The organism is Pseudomonas sp. 9.3L (genome assembly GCF_058536285.1).
The window spans coordinates 3,326,668-3,349,498 of record NZ_JBZUBK010000001.1; the positions used below are offsets into that span (position 1 = coordinate 3,326,668).

At 60.3% G+C, this 22,831-nt stretch carries 22 protein-coding genes and 2 pseudogenes; 9 read left to right on the forward strand and 15 right to left on the reverse strand.

Annotated features, from left to right (window positions below; all coding sequences use genetic code 11):
* The first annotated feature begins 99 nt into the window (after positions 1 to 99).
* Together AC4LE2_RS15460 and nadE are read left to right on the forward strand one after the other, a co-directional pair.
* Positions 100 to 508: pseudogene (locus AC4LE2_RS15460) on the forward strand (transposase).
* 117 nt (positions 509 to 625) lie between these two features.
* Positions 626 to 1,465 carry an NAD(+) synthase gene (gene nadE / locus AC4LE2_RS15465; RefSeq protein ID WP_491826598.1) on the forward strand — a complete coding sequence of 280 codons (840 nt, stop codon included), beginning with the start codon at positions 626 to 628 and terminating at the stop codon, positions 1,463 to 1,465.
* 12 nt (positions 1,466 to 1,477) lie between these two features.
* Here the strand turns inward: nadE and pdxJ are convergent, their stop codons facing one another.
* From pdxJ to rpoE, 10 genes and pseudogenes are all read right to left on the reverse strand, one after another.
* Positions 1,478 to 2,230 carry a pyridoxine 5'-phosphate synthase gene (gene pdxJ / locus AC4LE2_RS15470; protein WP_491826599.1) on the reverse strand — a complete coding sequence of 251 codons (753 nt, stop codon included), beginning with the start codon at positions 2,228 to 2,230 and terminating at the stop codon, positions 1,478 to 1,480.
* Positions 2,231 to 2,304: 74 nt separating this feature from the next.
* Positions 2,305 to 2,988, reverse strand: a complete 684-nt coding sequence (gene recO, locus AC4LE2_RS15475; RefSeq protein WP_491826600.1) for a DNA repair protein RecO — start codon at positions 2,986 to 2,988, stop codon at positions 2,305 to 2,307.
* 24 nt (positions 2,989 to 3,012) lie between these two features.
* On the reverse strand, positions 3,013 to 3,915 hold the full coding sequence (era, locus tag AC4LE2_RS15480) for a GTPase Era (protein WP_491826601.1): 903 nt from the start codon (positions 3,913 to 3,915) through the stop codon (positions 3,013 to 3,015).
* The gene (gene rnc, locus AC4LE2_RS15485) at positions 3,908 to 4,588 is read right to left on the reverse strand and encodes a ribonuclease III (RefSeq protein ID WP_491828150.1); all 681 of its coding nucleotides are present in this window, start codon (positions 4,586 to 4,588) and stop codon (positions 3,908 to 3,910) included. Before rnc ends, era begins: the two co-directional genes overlap by 8 nt.
* Before the next feature lie 8 nt (positions 4,589 to 4,596).
* Positions 4,597 to 4,974: a DUF4845 domain-containing protein gene (locus AC4LE2_RS15490; RefSeq protein WP_491826602.1), complete on the reverse strand. Its 378-nt coding sequence runs from the start codon at positions 4,972 to 4,974 to the stop codon at positions 4,597 to 4,599.
* Positions 4,975 to 5,041: 67 nt separating this feature from the next.
* Positions 5,042 to 5,899, reverse strand: coding sequence for a signal peptidase I (lepB, locus tag AC4LE2_RS15495; protein WP_491826603.1), 858 nt, complete (start codon positions 5,897 to 5,899; stop codon positions 5,042 to 5,044).
* A gap of 9 nt (positions 5,900 to 5,908) precedes the next feature.
* Positions 5,909 to 7,705, reverse strand: coding sequence for a translation elongation factor 4 (gene lepA / locus AC4LE2_RS15500; RefSeq protein ID WP_491826604.1), 1,797 nt, complete (start codon positions 7,703 to 7,705; stop codon positions 5,909 to 5,911).
* 191 nt (positions 7,706 to 7,896) lie between these two features.
* The gene (locus AC4LE2_RS15505) at positions 7,897 to 9,324 is read right to left on the reverse strand and encodes a DegQ family serine endoprotease (RefSeq protein WP_491828151.1); all 1,428 of its coding nucleotides are present in this window, start codon (positions 9,322 to 9,324) and stop codon (positions 7,897 to 7,899) included.
* Positions 9,325 to 9,983: 659 nt separating this feature from the next.
* Positions 9,984 to 10,403: pseudogene (locus AC4LE2_RS15510) on the reverse strand (sigma-E factor negative regulatory protein); the annotation flags it as partial.
* Positions 10,404 to 10,435: 32 nt separating this feature from the next.
* Positions 10,436 to 11,017, reverse strand: coding sequence for an RNA polymerase sigma factor RpoE/AlgU (gene rpoE / locus AC4LE2_RS15515; RefSeq protein WP_003252049.1), 582 nt, complete (start codon positions 11,015 to 11,017; stop codon positions 10,436 to 10,438).
* Positions 11,018 to 11,487: 470 nt separating this feature from the next.
* Between rpoE and nadB the strand changes: the two genes are divergently transcribed.
* Positions 11,488 to 13,128 (forward strand): L-aspartate oxidase, encoded by a 1,641-nt coding sequence (nadB, locus tag AC4LE2_RS15520; RefSeq protein WP_491826605.1) that lies wholly within the window; start codon positions 11,488 to 11,490, stop codon positions 13,126 to 13,128.
* 3 nt (positions 13,129 to 13,131) lie between these two features.
* Here the strand turns inward: nadB and AC4LE2_RS15525 are convergent, their stop codons facing one another.
* Positions 13,132 to 13,599, reverse strand: a complete 468-nt coding sequence (locus AC4LE2_RS15525; protein ID WP_491826606.1) for a protein YgfX — start codon at positions 13,597 to 13,599, stop codon at positions 13,132 to 13,134.
* Positions 13,583 to 13,837 carry an FAD assembly factor SdhE gene (locus tag AC4LE2_RS15530; protein WP_491826607.1) on the reverse strand — a complete coding sequence of 85 codons (255 nt, stop codon included), beginning with the start codon at positions 13,835 to 13,837 and terminating at the stop codon, positions 13,583 to 13,585. The genes AC4LE2_RS15525 and AC4LE2_RS15530 overlap by 17 nt, the downstream gene beginning before the upstream one ends.
* A gap of 141 nt (positions 13,838 to 13,978) precedes the next feature.
* Here AC4LE2_RS15530 and ygfZ point away from each other — a divergent pair, with 141 nt between their 5' ends.
* Positions 13,979 to 14,920, forward strand: coding sequence for a CAF17-like 4Fe-4S cluster assembly/insertion protein YgfZ (ygfZ, locus tag AC4LE2_RS15535; protein WP_491826608.1), 942 nt, complete (start codon positions 13,979 to 13,981; stop codon positions 14,918 to 14,920).
* A gap of 41 nt (positions 14,921 to 14,961) precedes the next feature.
* Entirely contained in the window at positions 14,962 to 15,774 is an 813-nt protein-coding gene (locus AC4LE2_RS15540) for an HDOD domain-containing protein (RefSeq protein ID WP_491826609.1), read from the forward strand.
* Between the two features lie 21 nt (positions 15,775 to 15,795).
* On the opposite strand, the gene AC4LE2_RS15545 is transcribed toward AC4LE2_RS15540, so the two are convergent.
* Both AC4LE2_RS15545 and AC4LE2_RS15550 read right to left on the reverse strand, forming a co-directional pair.
* The gene (locus tag AC4LE2_RS15545; RefSeq protein ID WP_491826610.1) at positions 15,796 to 17,193 is read right to left on the reverse strand and encodes a sensor histidine kinase; all 1,398 of its coding nucleotides are present in this window, start codon (positions 17,191 to 17,193) and stop codon (positions 15,796 to 15,798) included.
* A complete protein-coding gene (locus tag AC4LE2_RS15550) occupies positions 17,186 to 17,857 on the reverse strand; it encodes a response regulator (protein ID WP_491826611.1) in 672 nt (223 codons plus the stop codon). The genes AC4LE2_RS15545 and AC4LE2_RS15550 overlap by 8 nt, the downstream gene beginning before the upstream one ends.
* 190 nt (positions 17,858 to 18,047) lie before the next feature.
* Here AC4LE2_RS15550 and AC4LE2_RS15555 point away from each other — a divergent pair, with 190 nt between their 5' ends.
* From AC4LE2_RS15555 to AC4LE2_RS15570, 4 genes are read left to right on the forward strand one after another with little or no spacing between them, the layout of a single operon-like run.
* Complete coding sequence (locus AC4LE2_RS15555) at positions 18,048 to 19,028, forward strand: Bug family tripartite tricarboxylate transporter substrate binding protein (RefSeq protein ID WP_491826612.1); 981 nt, start codon at positions 18,048 to 18,050, stop codon at positions 19,026 to 19,028.
* Between the two features lie 43 nt (positions 19,029 to 19,071).
* Positions 19,072 to 19,533 carry a tripartite tricarboxylate transporter TctB family protein gene (locus AC4LE2_RS15560; protein WP_491826613.1) on the forward strand — a complete coding sequence of 154 codons (462 nt, stop codon included), beginning with the start codon at positions 19,072 to 19,074 and terminating at the stop codon, positions 19,531 to 19,533.
* A gap of 3 nt (positions 19,534 to 19,536) precedes the next feature.
* Complete coding sequence (locus AC4LE2_RS15565) at positions 19,537 to 21,048, forward strand: tripartite tricarboxylate transporter permease (RefSeq protein WP_491826614.1); 1,512 nt, start codon at positions 19,537 to 19,539, stop codon at positions 21,046 to 21,048.
* Positions 21,032 to 22,075 (forward strand): AbrB family transcriptional regulator, encoded by a 1,044-nt coding sequence (locus AC4LE2_RS15570; protein ID WP_491826615.1) that lies wholly within the window; start codon positions 21,032 to 21,034, stop codon positions 22,073 to 22,075. The genes AC4LE2_RS15565 and AC4LE2_RS15570 overlap by 17 nt, the downstream gene beginning before the upstream one ends.
* On the opposite strand, the gene ung is transcribed toward AC4LE2_RS15570, so the two are convergent.
* On the reverse strand, positions 22,076 to 22,771 hold the full coding sequence (gene ung / locus AC4LE2_RS15575; protein WP_491826616.1) for a uracil-DNA glycosylase: 696 nt from the start codon (positions 22,769 to 22,771) through the stop codon (positions 22,076 to 22,078).
* Positions 22,772 to 22,831: the final 60 nt, after the last annotated feature.

Below are 22,831 nucleotides of genomic sequence, written 5' to 3' on the forward strand. Positions count from 1 at the left end.
TAAGGAATAGGCTCTGTACAAAATTAGCCAAAGCTATTTCATCTCATACAAACACCCAGATTCAGTAAAGTTCTCGGCCATCACGGTGGAGGTTTTCTAATGCCCAAACGCTACGAAATCGCAGACGAATCTTGGGCCTTGATTGCGGACCTGTTCTGCGCACCGCAGTACAGCAGGCGCCCTAGAGCTGATGACCGCCTTATGCTCAATGGCATCCCCTGGGCCATGTGTTCGGGCGCTTCTTGGCGGGATACGCCGGAGCGTTTTAGGCCTCGGTCACGCTCTATCAACGGTTCCGTGACTGGCGTAATTAGGTACGTTCGATCAGGTGCTCAAGCGCTTGCATGTTCGGCTCTTTGACAAGCCCAAATATACGCAGCGAAACATCACTGAGTGGAGGTTTGGCTGGCTTAAAAATAATCGCCGAATCGGGACTCGCTACGACAAGCTGGCTAGAAGCTTTTCTGCAATGGTTTCACTCGCCTGCTTGCTGCGGTGTTTGCGATAGTAAATTTCGTATAGAGGCTAATGCGCAGTGCTGCTGAATGCCAGTGGAGCAGGTTAAACTTCTCGGTGTCGTAACCTAGATCGCCAGTGAGCTGGCTCCCCAGAAGAGGTCGAACGTATGAGCAACCGCCAGGCCGAAATCGCCGCCGCGCTGAACGTAATCCCACCTTTTGCCAACGAGGCTGCCCTGGTCGCGGAAGTAGAACGGCGCAAGGCGTTTATCAAGCAAACCCTGCGCAATGCGGGCTTCAAGGCCTTAGTGTTGGGCATCAGTGGTGGCGTGGACTCTAGCACCGCAGGCCGGCTGGCCCAGTTGGCCGTTGAGGAACTGCGCGAAGAAACCAAAGACGACAGCTACCGGTTTATTGCCGTGCGCCTGCCCTACGGTAACCAGCTGGACGAAGACGACGCGGCGGCGGCCATGGCGTTCGTGAAAGCGGATCAGGAAATCACTGTCAATATCGCCGACGCGGTTAAGGGGCTGGATGGCCAGCTCGATGCCCTGCCTGGCGCCGACCGCCTCACCAAAGAGCGCCGGGACTTTGTCAGGGGCAATACCAAAGCCCGTATGCGCATGGTGGCGCAGTACGCCATCGCCAATGCCAACGACGCATTGGTGATAGGTACCGACCATGCAGCCGAAGCAGTGATGGGCTTTTTCACCAAGTTTGGTGACGGGGCGTGTGACCTCACGCCGTTGGAGGGGTTGGTAAAAGGCCAGGTGCGCGACATCGCCAAATACCTGGGTGCGGCTGAGAAGCTGTACTCAAAAGTGCCCACGGCAGACTTGGAAGAACTCACCCCTGGCAAGCCGGATGAAGACGCCCATGGCGTGAGCTATGCCCAGATCGATGCCTTCCTGCAGGGCAAAGAGGTTAACGAGGCGGCATACGAAATCATCGTACGCACCTACGATAAAACCGCCCATAAACGCCGCCAGCCTTACGCGCCCGAGTAAATGCCAGCGAGGTTAACCCTTGGCGCGGTCTGCGGCAGCGATGATCAACGCTTTCATCTCTGCCACAGCGGCAGGAAAGCCCACGAACAGTGCGTGGGCGACCAGGGCGTGGCCAATATTCAGCTCGTTGATGCCAGCAATGGCGGCAATGGGCTCAACGTTGTGGTAATGAAGCCCATGGCCTGCGTTTACCACTAACCCTAAGGCCAGGCCTTGCTTCACGCCATCAGCAATGCGTTGCAACTCGGCAGCCGCCTCTTCAGGGGTATGCGCATCGGCATAGCGCCCGGTGTGTAGCTCGATCGCAGGCGCGCCCACTCGCGCCGACGCCTCGATCTGGGCTGGGTCAGCGTCGATGAACAACGATACCTCACTGCCCACTGCGCTCAATCGTGCCACAGCGGCCTGAATTCGAGCCTCCTGCCCTGCCACGTCTAGACCACCTTCGGTGGTAAGTTCCTGGCGGGTTTCAGGTACCAGGCATACGTGCTCAGGGCGCAGGCGTTCCGCGAATGCCAGCATGGCCTCGGTCACCCCCATTTCAAAGTTCATCCGGGTCTGCATGACCTCCTTGAGCAACAGTACGTCACGTTCCTGGATATGCCGACGGTCTTCACGCAGGTGGACAGTAATCCCATCTGCGCCTGCCTGCTCCGCATCCATCGCAGCCTTTACCGGATCGGGGTAACGCGTACCCCGCGCCTGGCGCAGCGTGGCAACGTGGTCGATATTTACACCCAAAAGAATACGGTTGTTCGTGGTCACATAAGTCTCCAGGTTATCGGTGAGCGACAGGATACGTGGCGCGAGGAGGCGTGTGTAGGCCTGGGTATTGCGTATTAGGGCCTACGGAATAGCTCTCGGCTCATGAGCGGTTTGCCCCCCAAGTGTGCCGCCAGCGCCTGGCGCATGAGCCGCTTGGCTGCCAGCAACGCGCCCGGCGCGGCCCAATCAGCCGCCGCCATGGCCAACAGGTCGGCGCCATGGAACAACCCGGGCGCGAACGCCATCACCCGCTCAAGGCCCTCGTCGGCGCTCAAGCGGTACAAAGCATCGGCGGTTATGGGGTTGCCTTCGCTGTCACGGTCCAGCGCAAAGGCATACCCTAGCTCGTCCAGCAGCTGCCATTCGAACGCACGTAGCAGGGGCTCCAAAGGCCTGCCCAAGGCCAGAGCCTGCAAGGTAAGGCTGTAATGCTCGTAGAGGTTGGGATGGGCATCTTCGAACGGCAGTAGCCGCACCAGCAGCTCGTTCAGGTACAAACCGCTGAACAGCGCTTCTCCGACCAGCCAGGGGCTGGGGCCTGCAGGCTCAAGGCGGCCTACGCTGCGCAATTCGCTCTTGCCGCGAAACTCAACGATCAGAGGCACGAAGGGGCGCGCCAGGCTACCGCCCTTGCCTCTCGCGCCGCGCAGCACCCCGCTCACCCGGCCGGCAGGGGTGAAGAAGTCCACAAGGGCGCTGGTTTCTCGGTATGGGCGGGCGTGAAGTACGTAGGCCGCCTGCGGCTGCACGCCGCTCATGCGCGGCCCTGTAAGAACGAGGGCCTAGACGTCGCCGTAGCCAAGGGAGCGCAGCGCACGTTCATCGTCGGACCAGCCGCCTTTGACCTTCACCCACAGGTTGAGCATTACCTTGGCGTCGAACATCTGCTCCATGTCCTTGCGCGCCTCCATACCGATGCGCTTGATGCGTTCACCCTTGTCGCCAATGATGATTTTCTTTTGACCGTCCCGCTCGACCAAAATCAACGCATGAATATGCAAGGTGGCGCCCTGTTGCTTGAACTCTTCGATCTCGACGGTAATTTGGTAAGGCAACTCGGCCCCCAACTGCCGCATGATCTTTTCGCGTACCAACTCAGCGGCCAGGAAGCGGCTACTACGGTCGGTGATCTGATCTTCGGGGAAGAAATGCTCGGCTTCGGGCAAGTAATTGCCGATGAGCGATTCCAGGGTATTTAGGTTATGACCTTGCTGCGCTGAAATGGGCACCACTTCAGCCTTGGGCAATTGCTGCTGCAGCCACTCCAGATGCGGAATCAGCGCGGCCTTGTCTTCGAGGCGGTCCGTTTTGTTGATGGCCAGGATTACCGGCCCTTCAACGTACTGCACACGCTCAAGCACCATCTGGTCCTCGTCGGTCCAGCGGGTACGGTCTACCACGAAAATCACAACGTCCACGTCTTTAAGGGCGGCCGACGCGGTCTTGTTCATGTAGCGGTTGAGGGCTTTGTCGTTGTCCTTGTGCATACCCGGTGTATCGACGTACACGGCTTGCACATGGCCTTCAGTCTTGATGCCCAGCATGGTATGGCGGGTGGTTTGTGGCTTGCGGGAGGTGATTGCAAGCTTTTGACCCAAGATGTGGTTGATCAGCGTCGACTTGCCCACATTGGGCCGGCCCACGATGGCCACATAGCCGCAACGGGGTAGTGGTGCTTCAGTCATTGCCATTCTCCACGCCAAGGGCAATCAGGGCGGCAGCGGCGGCCACCTGCTCGGCGATACGCCGGCTTACGCCCTGGCCTCGGCTTTTTTCATTGAGCAAAGCCACTTCGCATTCCACGAAGAAGGTACGGCAATGCGGTTCACCCTGAATATCGACCACCTCGTAGCGGGGCAAGTCACAGGCACGGGACTGTAGGAATTCCTGCAATCGGGTTTTCGGATCTTTGTTGGTGTCCACCAGCGTCAGGCTCTCGAACTCGTTAGCCAGCCAGGCCAGCACGCGCTCGCGGGCCGCGCCCATGTCGGCGTCCAGGTAGATAGCACCGATCAAGGCTTCCAATGCATCGGCCAGAATCGACTCACGGCGAAAGCCTCCACTCTTGAGTTCGCCCGAGCCCAGCCGCAGGTATTCGCCTAGATCAAAGCCACGGGCCAGCAAGGCCAGGGTTTCGCCTTTGACCAGCCGCGCGCGCAATCGAGACAATTGCCCCTCGCGTGCCTGTGGAAAACGCTCATAGAGCGCTTCGCCTGCGATGAAGTTGAGGATGGCATCCCCTAAAAACTCCAGGCGTTCGTTGTTACGGCCTGCGAAGCTGCGGTGGGTAAGCGCCAGCAGCATCAATTCTTTGTTTTTGAAGGTATAGCCGAGCTGACGCTCAAGGCGACTTAACAGTGACTGGTTCACGGGAGACGCACGCTGGTTTGGTGATCGAAGCGCACAACCAGGTCAATGTTGCCCAGCAGGTGCTCACGCTTTTCGTAGGCAAGGTGGGCGAGCATGCCACCGGATTGTTCAGTCATTTTCAACGCGTTTTTCAAATCCAGATCTCGGATGTTATTGACCTGCATGGTGCGGTTGAGGTACTCGAAATAGTCATCCCTGCCCTCGACTTTCACCGCCGGGTCGCTGGAGGCTTTGTCCATGGCCTTCTTCAAGGCCCAGTAATCCATGTAGTGCGGCCCTACTTGCATGCCGGCGATGGCCAAGACGCTGATGGCGGCCAGCAAGATAAGCCCCCCAATCAGAGAAGCGCCCCGCTGGGAAGTCACTGCATTCATGCTTGGCCCTCGCCTGACTTTCGAATGAACACGCCGGGCGGACCGCAATGGCCTTGCCATGTTGGCGCTATTTGATCAGCCCTACTCGATCCAGTGTAGGCAAGTGGCGAGTTTTCGGCTCAGGCCAGCTCATCCATACCGCGAACGCCTTGCCCACGATGTTGTGATCGGGAACCATGCCGAGCAGGTCCTTGGGAATATGAGCATCGTCCCAATAGCGGCTGTCGTTGGAGTTGTCCCGGTTGTCACCCATCATGAAGTAGTGCCCGGCAGGTACCGTCCACTCCCCGCCTGGAAGCATGCGGTACGTGGCCATCTGCTGATGAATCAGGTGTTCAGCTTCCCCGATGTGCTCTTTGTACACACCTACCTCACCCAGGCTGGGGTCGAAGGTGGTGCCTACCATCTGCTCGTCCACCAGCGCGCCATTAACGTACAGGTGCTTATCGGAGGTGTAGCGAATGTTGTCACCAGGCAGGCCTATGACCCGCTTGATGTAGTTCACCGACGGGTCGCTTGGGTAGCGGAACACCATCACGTCGCCGCGCTGGGGGTCACCGATGTCGATGACCTTGGTATCCAGTACCGGCAGGCGTATGCCATAGGAGAACTTGTTCACCAGGATGAAATCCCCCACCTCCAGCGTCGGCTTCATGGAGCCGGACGGGATCTGGAAAGGCTCTACCAGGAAGGATCGCAACACCAGCACGATGAACAATACGGGGAAGAACGACTTCCCGTACTCCACCAACAGCGGCTCCTTGTTCAGTTGCTCCAAGACCGCAGGCTCTGGCTGGGCCACGCTGCCCTGATACTGGGCAATGGCCTTGCGGCGCCTGGGGGCGTAGTACAGGAGGTCAAGCGAACCCAGCACGCCGCAAACGGCCACAAGGATAACCAACAACAGCGGGAAATTAAGAGACATAGGACCTGATTATTCCAACCTGAGCACGGCAAGGAAGGCTTCCTGTGGAATTTCCACGTTGCCCACCTGTTTCATACGTTTCTTACCGGCCTTCTGCTTTTCAAGCAGCTTGCGCTTACGGCTGACGTCACCGCCGTAGCACTTGGCCAAAACGTTCTTCCGGAGCGCCTTTACAGTGGTTCGGGCTACGATCTGGCCACCGATGGCCGCCTGGATCGCCACATCGAACATCTGCCGAGGAATCAGCTCCTTCATTTTTTCGGTCAGCGCGCGGCCCTTGTAGTGAGCGTTGTCGCGATGAACGATCAGGGCAAGGGCATCGACCTTGTCGCCATTGATCAACACGTCCAGTTTCACCAGGCTGGCGGACTGGTAGCGGTCGAAATGGTAATCCAGGGACGCATAGCCACGGCTGGTGGACTTGAGCCGGTCGAAGAAGTCGAGCACCACTTCGTTCATTGGCAAGTCATAGCGCACCTGCACCTGGGTGCCGAGGAACTGCATGTCCCGCTGTACGCCACGCTTCTCGATGCACAAGGTGATGACGTTGCCCAAGTGCTCTTGCGGCACCAGGATAGTCGCCTCGACGATCGGCTCGCGGAAGTCTTCGACGGAGGAGACATCTGGCAGCTTGGACGGGTTGTCGACATAGATCGTCTCCCCGTTTTTCATCTGCACTTCAAAGATTACGCTAGGCGCCGTGGTGATGAGGTCCAGGTCGTACTCGCGCTCAAGGCGCTCCTGGATGATCTCCATGTGCAACATGCCAAGGAACCCGCACCGGAACCCGAAGCCCAAGGCGTCCGAGCTTTCAGGCTGGTACTGCAGCGAAGAATCGTTGAGGGTGAGCTTTTGCAGCGCTTCACGGAAGTCTTCGAAATCTTCGGAGCTGGTCGGGAACAGCCCGGCGTAGACCTGCGGCTGAATGCGTTTGAACCCAGGCAACACTTCGACATCCGGCGTGGTCGACAGCGTGAGGGTATCCCCTACCGGCGCGCCGTGAATGTCCTTGATGCTGCCAATGATGAAGCCAACTTCGCCCGCCTTGAGGTCCACCGTAGGGGTGTGCTTGGGGGTAAATACGCCCACGCTGTCGACCAAGTGGGTTTTGCCCGTGGACTTGACGAGGATCTTGTCACCCTTTTTGACGCAGCCATGACGCACGCGCACCAGAGAGACCACGCCTAGGTAGTTATCGAACCAGGAGTCGATGATCAGCGCCTGCAGAGGGGCTTCGATGTTGCCTTGGGGCGCGGGGATGGTCTGCACCAGCCGTTCGAGCACGTCCTCGACGCCCATGCCGCTTTTGGCGCTACAGGCGACTGCATCCATGGCATCGATGCCGATGATCTTCTCGATTTCGTCTTTCACTCGGTCGGGGTCGGCCTGAGGGAGGTCCATCTTGTTCAGCACGGGCATCACTTCCAGCCCTTGCTCGATGGCGGTATAGCAGTTGGCAACCGACTGCGCCTCTACCCCTTGGCCGGCATCGACCACCAGCAGGGCGCCTTCGCAGGCTGCCAGCGAGCGGCTGACTTCATAGGTGAAGTCCACGTGGCCGGGGGTGTCGATGAAGTTGAGCTGGTAGGTTTTGCCGTCGCGGGCCTTGTAATGCAGGGTAACGCTATGGGCCTTGATGGTGATCCCGCGTTCGCGCTCCAGGTCCATGGAATCCAGTACCTGGGCTTCCATCTCACGGTCGGCAAGGCCGCCGCATATCTGGATGAACCGATCGGCCAGGGTCGACTTGCCGTGGTCGATGTGGGCGATGATGGAGAAATTGCGGATATGACTCAAATCACTCACGGATCAACACTCAAAAAGGCCTTGGGCCGGACGCCCGACAAAAATAGCCGGGCATTGTACCTGATGCCACGCCTCTTGAGGCAATCTTGATTCAGGGATCACGCCAATCACGAGCCGCGCCCTTGCAGGCTATGGATTAACCGTAGCCTGCAAGGGCGCAAGGGCAGCTCAGAGCCTAAGCTACCGCCAGGTTACTCAGCCAGCTTGAAGGTGATGAAGCTGGCCCGCCCTTGGCGCAAGACGCGCATGGACACCGAGCGGTTCTTCGGCAACCCTTTGGCCACCTCAGTGAACTGTTTGGCAGAGGTCACCGCCTGGTTGTTCAGGTGGGTGATGACATCGCCTGGCTGCAGACCAATCAGGGCAGCTGGGCCATCCTGAACGTCCTTGATCAGCACGCCCCCTTTGAGGTCAGCGGCTTTTTTCTGTTCGTCGGAAAGGTCAGCGACCGCCAAGCCCAGCCGGTTGCTACTGCGCTCAGGCTGGCCATCGGCGCCTGCTACCGCCTCGGCATCGTCTTCAGGCAGGGCGCCCACGGTCAGGTCCAGGGTTTGCCGCTTACCCTCCCGGATAATTTCCAGAGAGGCCTTGGCACCGGCTTTCAGGCCGCCCACGAGGTGGGGCAGGTCTGCCGACATGATGATGGGTTGCCCGTTCATGGTGAGAATCACATCCCCTACCTGCAAGCCACCCTTGGCGGCCGGGCCGTCCTGCATCACCTGCGCCACCAATGCGCCAGCGGGCTTGTCCAATCCGAAGGACTCTGCCAGGTCTTTGTTGACTTCCTGGATAACCACACCCAGCCAGCCTCGGCTGACTTTGCCATCTTTCTTGAGCTGATTGGACACATCCAGCGCTACGTCGATCGGGATCGCAAACGACAAGCCCATGAAGCCACCGGACCGGGTGAAGATTTGCGAATTGATGCCCACTACCTCACCGCTCATGTTGAACAGCGGCCCACCTGAGTTTCCGGGGTTGATCGCAACATCGGTTTGGATAAAAGGCACGTACGAGTCATTGGGTAGCGTACGGCCCTTTGCACTGACAATCCCCTTAGTGACCGAATGATCGAAGCCAAACGGCGAACCGATGGCCAATACCCACTCGCCCACTTTCAATTTATCAGAGTCACCCAGCTTGACCGTGGGCAGGTTCTTGCCATCGATCTTGAGCAGGGCGACATCCGTACGAATGTCGGTGCCTACCAGCTTGGCCTTGAGTTCGCTGCGGTCAGAGAGACGGACGACGATTTCGTCGGCATCGGCGATGACATGGTTATTGGTCATCACATAGCCATCGGGGGAAATAATGAAGCCCGACCCCAGCGACTGTGCCTCACGCTGACGATCCCCGCGCGGGGCACGGGGGTTGTTGCGTGGCATATTGCGTTCGAAAAACTCCCTGAACATAGGCGGCAAGCCTTGCAGGTCGGGCATTTGGCTGTCGGCCACCCCGCGGTCTGGCAGCTTCTGGGTGGTGCTGATGTTCACCACCGCAGGGGAGGCTTGCTCCACAAGGGTTGTGAAGTCGGGCAGCGCTTCTGCCTGGGCAGTAACGACCTGCCCAAGCATCAGTACCGCCGCGAACAGCGAAAGGCAGGATTTCAAACGTGGTATCGACATACGGCTCCCGTACAGTACGAGCATGGTTAAGCGAAGTAGCGGCCTTGGCATCATGTGCGCCAAGGTATCAGCCTGCCCTCGCCGATCAAACAGCGCGCCTACTGTCGCGCCTGCAGTGGCACAGACCTATAAGAAAATCCGCGCGCCTTTGCAACACCAACAGCAGAACTTTCATGTTGCAATTTAAAACATAAATGCAAATTTAATGCGCGATTATAACGCCTCATCACGCGCGAGGCCTTGATTGCATAGGCTTTATTCAGACGCGACCTTGACTGCCCAGAGACGGCGACTGCTCGGGCGGCATTCGTTTTACAGAGGTTTCATCCCTTCTGTCAGGGCGGCTGCGGGGGTCGCGCTGCGTGCTAGATGACCGAAAGCTTCGCCAACTGGCGTTGGTTCACAAGAGCTGGCATGACCTACGCCCAGGGAGCTAACGATAGTTGGCGAAAGCCATAGGCAGCCAAGCCAGGAAAGCGTTGATCATTAAGGAGAGGCAAGAATTGGCGGGAGGAAACAGGGCCGCGCCGTCACGCCATGGGCGGAACGGCGCGGTAGCGCCATCAATGGGTTTGAGGCGCAGACTCTTGGACAGGCTGACGCATGAAACCTGGGGCCGGGTCTGGCTGTACCGCGGTGCTTTGAGCATCATTGCTTTCGGTATAACCTGCAAGCACAGCAGGGCCTTGGGCGTGAGGTGCTACCAGCACAGGCTGTTGAGCCTGTTGCGCAAGCTCGGCACCGCTGATTTCGTTCTGGTTATACAGGCGAACACCGGCCAATACGGCAACCGTTACCGATGCGGCAACGGCCAGGCGACCCAGGCTGCGCCATGGGCGAGCAGCGCGTACTGGGGCAGTTTCCTGGGCCAGCGCCACAGATACGGCAACCGCCAAATCCAGGCGTGGGTCGAGCAACTCTTTATGCATGGCTGCGCGAGCGATTTGATAACGCGCCCACGTAGCGCGGGCTTCACGGGTTTCCACAGCGGTCAGTACGCGGCGTAATTCCAGTTCGTCCGCTTCGTTATCCATCACTGCGGACAGCGATTCCTGCAGGGCTTCACGACTCATAGCGGTTCCTCTCTTTGGCTGACGCCGCTGTCTCAGGTTTCCTGCAGCAATGGCTGCAGAGCTTTGTCTATGGCTTCGCGGGCACGGAAGATCCGCGACCTGACGGTGCCTACCGGGCATTGCATCACGCTCGCGATGTCTTCATAACTCAGGCCGTCGAACTCACGCAGGGTCAGGGCCGTGCGAAGGTCTTCAGGCAGTTGCTGGATGGTCCGATGGACAGTGCCCTCGATCTCATCCCTCAATAGAGAGCGCTCAGGCGACTCAAGGTCTTTGAGGCCATGATCACCGTCATAGAACTCTGCATCTTCAGAGCTCACGTCGCTGTCTGGCGGCCGTCGTCCTCGGGACACCAGGTAGTTCTTCGCCGTATTGATAGCGATGCGGTAGAGCCAGGTGTAGAAGGCACTGTCACCGCGGAAGTTGCCGAGCGCTCGGTAGGCCTTGATGAAAGCTTCCTGAGCGACATCCTGTGCTTCGTGGGTGTCGTGCACGAAGCGCACGATCAACCCGAGAATCTTGTGCTGGTATTTGAGCACCAACAGATCGAACGCTCGCCGGTCGCCGCGTTGTACACGCTCTACCAGCTGCTGATCTTCTTCCTGCGTTAGCATGAACACTCCTCGCTGTGCTCCAACGAGCGCTGCAAGAGCCATCGTTCAGGCTTGCAACCATAGACTCGGGCTTTGTGCAAAAGTTCTCCCCTCCACGCAAGTTTCCCGCCCGTACACACAGGGACAGGAAAAAACACACCAGGCACCTACCTGCTGCGTAAAACGATCCGGATGTCCGGCCACTGGCGACACCGATCCGCACGAGGCGCTCGCTTCGTCGTGCCCTGTTTTATCTTAACCCCCTATGGATTGTGCATTATTTAGGAAAGTTCCCGCTATCTGATAGCCAATTTCCTACAACCTTCACCGTAGCGGGTACGGATGCACGCTGGTATAAATATCGACCGCCCGTCGAAACGGGTAGTTTCATTTTGCTATACCCGCACGGGCAAGCGCTTGCCTTACCCTAACGCCGCGCCCCGCTTGCTGGCCCGGCCTCAACGAACGGCAGCCTGAGCCGTTGGAGCTCCATGAGTCAGCACTTGCAGTACGACGTACTGGTTATCGGCAGTGGAGCGGCAGGCTTGAGCCTGGCCTTGAACTTACCTTCGCATCTGCGCATCGCGGTCTTGAGTAAGGGCCCCCTCTCCAACGGCTCCACTTACTGGGCGCAGGGCGGCGTAGCTGCCGTGCTGGGCAACACTGACACGGTGGAATCCCACGTGCGGGATACCCTGGGCGCGGGCGCCGGCCTATGTGATGAGCACGCCGTGCGCTTCACCGTTGAACACAGCCGAGAGGCCATCGAGTGGTTGATCGAACAAGGCGTACCCTTCACGCGAGAGGATATGCAGGAGGACGCCGTCTCGCCCGAAGAGGGCCGGTTTGAGTTCCACCTTACCCGAGAAGGCGGCCATAGCCACCGTCGCATTATTCACGCAGCTGACGCTACTGGCGCCGCGATCTTCAATACGTTGTTGGCGCAGGTACACCAGCGGCCAACTATCGAGCTGCTGGAACACCGGGTAGCGGTGGACCTGATTACGGAAAAGCGACTAGGGCGAGAGGGTGACCGCTGCCTGGGCGCCTACGTGCTGGACCGCAAGACGGGTGAAGTCGAGACCTTCAGCGCCCGCTTCACAGTGCTGGCTACCGGCGGTGCTGCCAAAGTCTATCTGTACACCAGCAACCCCGATGGCGCGTGCGGGGATGGCATCGCCATGGCGTGGCGTGCAGGGTGCCGGGTGGCCAACCTGGAGTTCAACCAGTTTCACCCAACGTGCCTGTATCACCCTCAGGCCAAGAGCCTGCTGGTTACCGAAGCCTTACGCGGTGAAGGCGCCATCCTCACGCTGCCTAACGGGGAGCGCTTCATGCCGCGTTTCGACCCGCGTGCTGAACTGGCGCCCCGGGATATCGTTGCGCGGGCCATTGATCACGAAATGAAACGGCTGGGTGTGGCCTGCGTGTACCTGGACATCAGTCACAAGCCCGCTGACTTCGTCAAGGCGCACTTCCCTACCGTGTATGAGCGTTGCCTGACCTTTGGCATCGACATCACCCAGCAAGCCATCCCAGTAGTGCCGGCTGCCCATTACACCTGTGGCGGCGTAATGGTGGATGACCATGGCCGAACCGACGTACCCGGCTTGTACGCTATCGGCGAAACCTCCTTCACCGGCCTTCACGGCGCCAACCGTATGGCTAGCAATTCGCTGCTGGAGTGCTTCGTGTATGGGCGCTCTGCTGCGCAGCATATCGAGTCGCAATTGAGCCAAGTGGCTGCACCTGCACCCTTGCCTGCCTGGGACGCCAGCCAGGTGACCGACTCTGACGAAGACGTGGTCATCGCCCATAACTGGGATGAGCTGCGCCGCTTCATGTGGGACTACGTGGGCATCGTGCGCACCACCAAGCGCTTGCTGCGTGCCCAGCACCGGGTGCGGCTGCTGTTGAGCGAGATCGATGAGTTCTACAGCAACTATAAAGTGAGCCGGGACCTGATCGAGCTGCGCAACCTGGCCTGTGTCGCTGACCTGATGATTCGCTCTGCGCTCGAACGCAAAGAGTCGCGGGGGCTGCATTACACGCTGGATTATCCAGAGATGCTGGAGAAGGCAGTGGATACGGTACTGACGCCTGGGACAAACGCCTTCGCTAACTGCCATTGACGCCTACAACGCATCACCGCCAGGCGGCATGGCAAAGCGGTTACGGCTGAACCTCAGGCGCACCCGCAAGCGACGATGAGTATCGGGAGGCAGCGCATCGGACGGCACACACACCGCCCGCGACCACCATTGGCCAGGCAGGCGATAGCGCACAATGACCACCCATGGCAGGGCCAGGCTGTCGGGGCGTAGCTGCACCCTCTGCCACCCTTCGCCTCGGCTTAACAGCGCCCAGCCTTGCGCCGAGCGGCGCAGGCCGATGATTGCAGTGGGGGATGACAACAGTACTTGCCTGGGTAATGCCCATACCCCATGGGCTACACAGCCCACCATCAGCAAAAACCCTACCGGGCTGGGGAGTTGTAGCACCAGGGCCGAGCACACGGCCAGCAGTTGAGTACCGCAGTACAGTGCAAGCAACCTGCGAGAAGGCCGCCATCGGCATTCGAAACGGTCATTTCGGTTGGACACGGTCCAGGATCATCCGAACCATGCGTTGCAGCTCCGGGTCTTCGGATTCGGCGCGCTCCATGAACCAGACGAACATGTCCTGGTCTTCGCATTCGAGCAAGCGCACGTAGAGGGCGCGGTCGGTGTCGTTAAGGCTGGGGTACACCTCTTTGACGAAGGGCACGAGCAGGACATCCAGCTCCAACATGCCACGGCGACTATGCCAGTACAGGCGATTGAGTTCTAAATCCGTAACCATGGGGGCCCTCCTCGAAAAGGCCGCAAGTATACAGCGCGTCGGGGGTCAGGGCACCCTGCCCTGTGTGTACGGATATGCCTGCCTGTTTATTTTTCACCGAGCGCACTATGATGACCCTCCTTGAGTTCAGCAAAGTGACCCATGTCCGACTCTGCCTTTTTTTGCACGCTTGACCATGAAGGCGTACTTGCGGTTCGCGGCTCGGATGCCAGCAAGTTCCTGCAGGGTCAATTGACCTGCAACCTTAATTACCTTGGCCCCGAGGCCAGTAGCCTGGGTGCGCGCTGCACGCCCAAAGGGCGTATGCAATCGAGCTTCCGGATCGTCAAACAGGGTGACGGCTGCCTGCTGGCGATGGCTGCGGAGTTGCTCGACGCCCAACTGGCGGACCTCAAAAAATACGCCGTCTTCTCCAAGGCCACCCTGACTGACGAATCGGCCCACTGGATACGTTTCGGCTTGCAGTCAGGCGATGCCTTTCTGGCGGGGCTGGGCGTCCACCTCTCGGCCGAAGCGAATGCCATGGTCGGCCTGAACGACGCGCTGTTCATTCGCGTGTCGCCTCAGCGCGTCGAGGCCTGGCTGCCTGCGAGCCAGGCTCACGCCTTCCAGGCCCAGCTGGCCAGCGCCTTGCCCCAAGCCAGCGTTCAAGCCTGGCTGCTGGGCCAGATTCGCGCCGGGCTCGGGCAAGTCTTCGGCCCTACCCGCGAAGCCTTCATTCCGCAGATGATCAGTTTGCAGGCAGTGGGCGGCGTGAGCTTCAAGAAAGGCTGCTACACCGGCCAGGAAATTGTCGCCCGCATGCAATACCTGGGCAAGCTCAAGCGCCGCTTGTACCGGCTTGAGGTGGTCAGTGAAGAGGTGCCCGCGCCTGGCACGCCAGTGTTTGCACCCAGCCACGCCTCACCTGTGGGGGACGTGGTAATGGCCGCGCCCGCCGAGCAGGGGGTGGAGTTGCTGGCGGTGCTGCAAGGCGATGCGGCAGAGCTCGGTGAGCTTGCGCTGGGCACGATCAGCGGCCCTCGTCTAACCTTGCTAAGCCTGCCCTACACGCTTGACCGTGATCGTGAGATCCAGCGTTAGCGACTGCCGCGCCATGCACCTTCGAACGCCCAAGAGGCCTCATGATCGACCTGGCCCACGCTGTTCAAGATGATTTGCTGGCTGCCATCGATCGGGATGACCTTCTGCTACCGACCTTGCCGGAGGTGGCGTTGGAGATCCGACAGGCAGCGGAAGATACCGACATCGGTATCAATGAGCTGAGCCATGTGATCAGACGCGACCCAGCCCTTAGCGCCCGCCTGATCAAAGTGGTCAACAGCCCGCTGCTGCGCAGCCACATGGAGATCAATAACCTGCAAGCGGCGATCACCCGGCTAGGGGTGGATTACACCTGCAACCTGGCCATCGGCTTAGTGATCGAGCAAATCTTCAGTGGCCGCCTGCCGATCGTTGAAGCCAAGCTGCGGCAGATCTGGGCAACCAGTATCGAGGTGGCCGGTATCAGCTATGAGCTGTGCCGGCGGCAGGCCCACTTGAAGCCCGACCAGGGCGCCCTGGCAGGCATGGTTCACCTGATTGGCGTGTTACCTATCCTCACCTATGCCGAGGAGCACAATACCCTGCTAGGAGACCCCATAAGCCTTAACCACGTCATCAACACCATTCATCCTGTGTTGGGCACGCGTATTTTAAAGTCATGGGACTTTCCCAAGGCACTGTCCGACGTGCCTTTGCTTCATCTCGATTACCAGCGCGAACAGGCCGCTGCCGATTACGCCGATGCGGTGCAGATGGCGGCGCTATTGAACCTGCCTCTGGCGCAGCGGCCACCCCTCACCACCCTGCCTGCTTATACCCGGCTAGGCATGAGCGACCTGAACCCACCGCTGCTCAACAGCGAACTGGACCACGCAAGGGCGCTGCTGGCCTGAACGCTTGCACAGGCCGGCGGGTCAAGACGCCCAGGGCGCTTCAACCGCGGGGAACGCTACGGTAATCCTCAAGCCGCCTTGGGCGCCGTCCCCCAACGAGATACCAGCCTGATGGGCGCGGCAGATTTCGCTGACAATCGCCAGGCCTAAGCCTGTGCCCTGCTGGCCACCCCGGTAGAACCGCTCGAACACCCGGCCACGTTCCGCCTCGGGAATGCCGGGGCCATCGTCCTCGACCTCCAGCACGCCGCCTGGCATGACTCTGATCACCACGGTGCCGCCAACGGGTGTATGGGCCATGGCGTTGTCCACCAGGTTGCTGAGCAGTTCACTGAGCAACGTAGGCTCGCCCCGTACCAGCACCGACCGCTCTGCCTCCAGTGCCAGCGCTACGCCACGGCCATGGGCCAACGGCGCCATGGCCATCCCGAGCTCCCGTGCCACTTGTGACAGGTCGATCACCTCCGCCCCGCCCTCCGCAACGGCCTGCGCGCCGTTTTCGATACGCGCCAGTGACAGTAATTGGTTGGCCAAATGCGTCAACCGGTCGATGCCCTGTCGCCCATCCTCCAGGCCTCTGCGCAGCTCTGCGGGGTCTGTGCTGCGCAGGCTTAATTCAACCCGTGCCTTAAGGGCGGCCAGGGGCGTGCGCAACTCGTGCGCGGCGTCGGCGATAAACTGGCTCTGGCGCTCGAACTGAACCCGCAGGCGCTCGGTAAAGTGGTCGATGGACTCCACCAGAGGCAGTAGCTCATGCTGCACTTCTTCCCGAGGCAATGGCCGCAAGTCATCGGTGCGCCGCGCCTCCACCGCCCGACGCAGACGGTCCAGCGGGCTCAACGCGCCGCTGACGGTGACCCATACCAGCAACAAGGCGCCGCCGCCGAGCATGCCCAGCCGCAGCAAGGTATCGGTCATCAGGTCACGGGCCATGTTGAAGCGGGCTTCGTCGGTTTCCGCCACGCGAATCTCGGCCATGCCGTTCATACTCGGCTCGCTGACTGCCGTCAGCAGGCTCACTACCCGGATGTCCTGACCACGGTAAGTGCCGTCATAGAATTTTGCCAAGGCCGGGTAGGTGTCGGTACGCGGCGCGCTTTCAGGGGGGGCGGGAAGGTTTTCATACCCGGAGATCAGTTGTTTATCGACCCCGTTCACCTGGTAGTAGATACGCCCTGCGCTGTCATAGGCAAAGGTGTCCAGCGCCACATAAGGCACGTCCAGGCTCAGCTTGCCGTCCTGTTCAAACAAACCGGCTGCAATAGTGCGGGCTGATGCCAGCAGCGTGCGGTCATAGGCGACATCTGCCGCCTGGCGCCCGTTCCAGTAGGCACTCATGCCACTGGCCAGCATCAGCAATACCAGCAGCGAGGCCAGGTTTCCCAATAGCCGCCAGCGCAGGCTTCCCGGCCTAGCCATCACGCCCCTCCAACAGGTAGCCCAAGCCTCGGAAGGTCACGATAGCCACCCCTTGGCCGTCGAGCTTCTTGCGCAGGCGGTGGATGTAGATCTCGATGGCTTCAGTGCTGGCTTCTTCGTCCAGGCCAAACACCTGAGCGGCCAATTGCTCTTTACTCATGACCCGCCCAGGCCGAGCGATCAACGCTTGCAGTACCGCCTGCTCCCTGGAGGTCAGCACCAACGGCAACTCGTTCATCGTGAAGCGCCGGGCTTCGAGGTCGTACACCAGGGGCCCACAGCGCTGCTGGCGCTCGCCCCCAAGCAGGGTGCGGCGCAGCAAGGCCTTCACGCGGGCTTCCAGCTCGGTGAGCTCGAACGGCTTGGCCAGGTAGTCGTCGGCCCCTAGGTTCAGCCCGTGTACGCGGTCCTTGACGTCGGCCCGGGCGGTGAGCATCAGTACAGGCAGATGACGGCCACGGTCGCGCAACCGAGCCAGCACCTCGAAGCCGTCCAGGCGTGGAAGCCCAACGTCCAAGATGGCCATGGCGTAGTTTTCACTGCTCAACGCCAAGTCCGCTGCCACTCCATCGTGCAACACGTCTACCGTCAGGCCAGCGGCCTTCAAGGCCTGGGCGATGCTCTGCGCCAATTGCAAGTGGTCTTCTACCAAGAGTATGCGCATTCGTTCTCCTCTTGAGCGATCACGGGTGCGCAGTGTCCATCATCCGCAAGTCAATGGCGATGCCTGCCGTGCAGCGTGATATTTTTTTCAGGGGCCGTTTTTTTTGAAAGGTTGGTGAAAGTTTTACGCGTCAGGCTTAACTAAGGCGGGCACCGACCTGCCGAACAACAAAAACAACAGTGGAGTTACCATGAACGCGATACTGCGCCCCCTCGTGCTGGCCGTTACCTGCCTGGCACTCGCAACCCCCACCCTTGCAGCCGAACCCAAGCGCCCTGAATGCATTGCCCCAGCCTCGCCGGGTGGTGGTTTCGACCTCACCTGCAAACTCGTCCAAAGCGCCCTGCTCAACCAGAAGCTGCTTGAAAAGCCTATGCGAGTGACCTACATGCCTGGCGGTGTCGGCGCGGTGGCCTACAACGCGGTGGTTGCCCAGCGCCCTGACGACGCCGGCACGCTGGTGGCCTGGTCCAGTGGCTCACTGCTCAATCTGGCCCAAGGCAAGTTCGGCCGCTACGACGAAAACGCCGTACGTTGGCTGGCCGCCGTCGGCACCAGCTATGGCGCCATTGCGGTCAAGAGCGACTCCCCTTACAAAAACCTCAAGGACTTGGTCGAGGCCCTCAAGGCCGACCCGAGCAAAGTGGTGATCGGTTCCGGCGGTACCGTGGGCAGCCAGGACTGGATGCAAACCGCGCTACTGGCCAAAGCGGCCGGCATCAACCCGCGTGACCTTCGCTATGTCGCGCTCGAAGGCGGCGGCGAGATCGCCACGGCCTTGCTGGGCGGCCACATTCAGGTAGGCAGCACGGACATTTCCGACTCCATGCCGCACATCCAAGCGGGCAACATGCGCATCCTGGCGGTGTTCTCCGACAAACGCCTGGACGAGCCGGAAATGAAAGACATCCCCACCGCCAAAGAGCAGGGCTACGACATCGAGTGGCCAGTGGTCCGTGGCTTCTATGTAGGGCCTAAGGTCAGTGACGAAGAGTACAACTGGTGGAAAGGTACTTTCGACAAGCTATTGGCCAGCGACGAGTTCGCCAAGCTGCGTGACCAGCGCGAGCTCTTCCCCTTTGCCATGACGGGTCAGGAGCTGGACACCTACGTGAAAAAACAGGTAGCTGACTACAAGACCTTGGCCAAAGAGTTCGGGCTGATCCAGTGACCCCCCTGCGCCCATGGCTACATGGGCGCGTCGGAGAAAAACAATGAAAACACTGCAACGGCTGTTCGCCGCGGCGCTACTGGTCGTGTGCGTTGCACTGGCGATCATGGCTTGGCCGTACCAGGCGGCCTTTTCCTATGAACCCGTAGGCCCACGGGCTTACCCGCTGCTATTGCTGGCGCTGATGGGCCTGGCACTGGTGTACATGATCGCGCGCCCGGTAGCCGTTGAGCACAGTGAAGACGAGCCGGCGCTGGACCGCCCTACCCTGACCAAGATAGCGGCGTGCGTTCTGCTCCTGCTGTTGTTTGCAGGCCTGTTCGAGCCGCTGGGCTTCATCCTCAGTGCCTTGTTGGTGGGCATACCGATGGCCCGGTTGTACGGCGGTCGCTGGGCGCCGACGCTGGTGATCATCCCGATCGCCGTCATCGGCCTTTATTTCCTGTTCGATCGTGTGATGGACGTTCCGCTGCCCATGGGCCTGCTCGACGTGCTGGAGAACTGACACATGAACACGCTTGATTACCTCGGGCAAGGCTTTGGCGTTGCCCTTACCCCCTACAACCTGATCACAGCCCTGTGCGGCACCTTGATCGGTACCGTGGTTGGCTTGCTGCCAGGCCTGGGGCCTATCAACGGCGTAGCGCTGCTGATCCCTATCGCCTTCGCCCTGGGCCTGCCACCGGAATCGGCCCTGATCCTGTGTGCAGCGGTCTACCTGGGCTGCGAATACGGCGGGCGCATCAGCTCCATCTTGCTGAACATCCCGGGCGAAGCCTCTACCGTGATGACCACGTTGGACGGCTACCCCCTGGCGCGCCAGGGGTTGGCAGGCGTGGCCTTGTCGTTGTCGGCGTGGAGCTCGTTCATCGGGGCGTTCATCGCCACCTGCGGCATGGTGCTGTTCGCGCCCTTGCTGGCCAAATGGGCGATTGCTTTCGGGCCGGCTGAGTACTTCGTGCTGATGGTGTTCGCCATCGTTTGCCTCGGCGGCATGGCGGGTAATCGGCCGCTGAAAACGTTCGTGGCCGCGCTTATTGGGCTGTTCCTGTCCACCATCGGCATCGACGCCAACAGTGGCGTGTACCGCTTCACCGGCGACAGCGTACACCTGGCTGACGGGATTCAATTCGTGGTGCTGGTGCTGGGCCTGTTCTCGGTGTCAGAGATCCTGCTGCTGCTGGAAAAAACCCACCACGGCCATGCCGCCGCCCAAGCGACCGGGCGCATGATGTTCAACCTCAAGGAAGCCGGGAGCGTATGGCTCGTGAACGTTCGTTGTGGCTTCATGGGCTTTATCATGGGCGTGCTGCCCGGCGCAGGCGCGACATTGGCCAGTGCCGTGGCCTACATGACCGAAAAGCGCATGGCCGGTACCACGGGCAAGTTTGGGCAGGGTGACCTGCGTGGCCTGGCGGCACCTGAAACTGCCATTGGCGCTGCCGCCTGTGGCGCGCTGGTGCCGATGCTTACCCTCGGCGTGCCAGGGTCAGGCACCACCGCCGTGATGATCGGTGCCCTCAGCCTGTACAACATCACCCCGGGCCCGCTGCTGTTCGAACAACAACCCGATATCGTCTGGGGGCTGATCGCCTCGCTGTTCATCGCTAACGTGATGCTGGTGATCCTCAACATCCCGATGATCCGCGTGTTCACCCGCATCCTCTCAGTGCCGAACTGGGCGCTTGTGCCTATCATCGCCATCATCACCGGTATTGGTGTCTATGCGGTGCACGCCACTACCTTCGACCTGTTCCTGATGGTAGGCATCGGTATCTTCGGGTACATCCTGCGCAAGCTGGATTTCCCCCTCTCGCCACTGCTTCTGGGCTTTATCCTGGGCGGTCTGATGGAGCAGAACCTGCGTCGTGCGTTGTCCATCTCCAATGGCGATTTGCACATCCTCGCGAGCAGCCCAATCACCATCGGTGTTTGGGTACTGACAGCCATCATGCTAGTGCTGCCCCTGCTGCGCATCTGGCGCAAACGCAGCCGCGCTCGTCATGCCACAAGCGTCTGAGCCCGCCCTTCCCGCCTGGGGCTTCACCGCCCTGGTAGGGCTGATCGGCGGCTACCTTGCCAGCCTTGCAGGCTGGCCGCTCCCCTGGATGACTGGCGCACTGCTGGCGGTCATCCTGGTGCGCTGTGCCACCCCATGGCAGCTGCGCGAAATCCCTAACGGCCGCCGCTGTGGCCAGTGGATCATCGGCATCGGCATCGGCCTGCACTTTACCCCTGTAGTCCTCGAACAGGTCGCCGCCCATTGGGTGCTGATCGTACTGGGTGCGCTAGTGACCAGCCTGTCCAGCCTGGCCAGTGTGTGGCTGCTGCTGCGCACGGGCGAAGATCGGGCCACGGCGTTTTTCTCCAGCATGCCGGGCGGGTCTGGAGAGATGGTCAATCTGGGTGCTCGCAACGGCGCCAACCTGGGCCAGGTTGCGGCGGGCCAGAGCTTGCGGGTATTGCTGGTCGTGTTGCTGGTGCCGGCCGTCTTCACGTACTTGCTCGGCGAAGGTGCCCTTACCCATCACGGCGGCGAGCTAGGCTGGGCGTGGTTGCTGCTGATAGGCCTGCTCGGGGTAGGCGCAGCCCTGGCGTGGCAAGCCTTGGGGCAGCCCAACCCCTGGCTGTTCGGCCCGCTGGTGGTCACGGCGGCGCTAAGTATCGGCTTCGACCTGCAGGGCGGCCTGCCGCAGGGTGGTAGTCAAATAGGCCAGTGGCTGATCGGCAGCGGGCTGGGTTGTCATTTCAAGCGAGCGTTCTTCCGCCGCGCGCCATCCTTCCTTGGGCGCACCTTGATCGGCACCCTGCTTACCATGCTGGTGGCGGGCCTCGCGGCCTGGTTACTGAGCGCGGCCACGGCGCTGGACCTGCGCTCCCTGACCTTGGGCATGATGCCAGGGGGTATCGCGGAAATGAGCCTGACTGCTGAAACCCTCCAGTTGTCAGTGCCGCTGGTCACGGCCCTGCAAGTGATGCGGCTGATGTTTGTGCTGTTTCTTGCCGAGCCGATCTTCCGCCGCTGGAACCGCCCCCCTCGCGGCTGACTACAAGCGCCAGTCGATGGGGGGCAGGTGATGGTCTTCCAGAAAGCGGTTGGCTTTGCTGAAGTGACCATTGCCGATAAACCCTTTGTGCGCGGATAACGGCGAAGGGTGAACCGACTTGAGGATCAAATGCTTCGTAGGGTCAATCAGCTTGGTCTTGCTCTGCGCATGAGCGCCCCACAGTAGAAACACCACGTGCTCGCACTGGTCGCTCACCGTCTGGATGATGCGGTCAGTGAACGGCTCCCAGCCCTTTTTGGCATGAGACGCGGCGATCCCACGCTGCACGGTGAGGGTAGTGTTGAGCAGCAACACCCCTTGCTCCGCCCAATGCTGCAGGTAACCGCTGCCAGGGATCTCGATGTTCAGGTCGCGTTTGAGCTCCTTGAAGACGTTCACCAGGGAGGGCGGCGTGGGCACGCCAGGTTGCACCGAGAAGCACAGCCCATGGGCCTGGCCCGGCCCGTGATACGGATCCTGCCCGAGAATCACCACCTTCACCTGCTCCAGTGGCGTAAGGTTAAGGGCATTGAAGATCAACGGGCCCGGCGGGTACACCTCCTTGCCCTCGGCCCTCTCGCGCAGCAGGAATTCCCGTAGCTGACGCATATAGGGTTGGTCGAATTCTTCTTTGAGCGCCTGTTTCCAGCTTGGCTCGAGTTTGATGCGGTCGTTGTCTGAGTCAGTGGTGGTCATGTGGCAGTCCATGGAACAATCCCAGGACACTAGGAAACCCCTTCTCTGTTGTCAATCAAA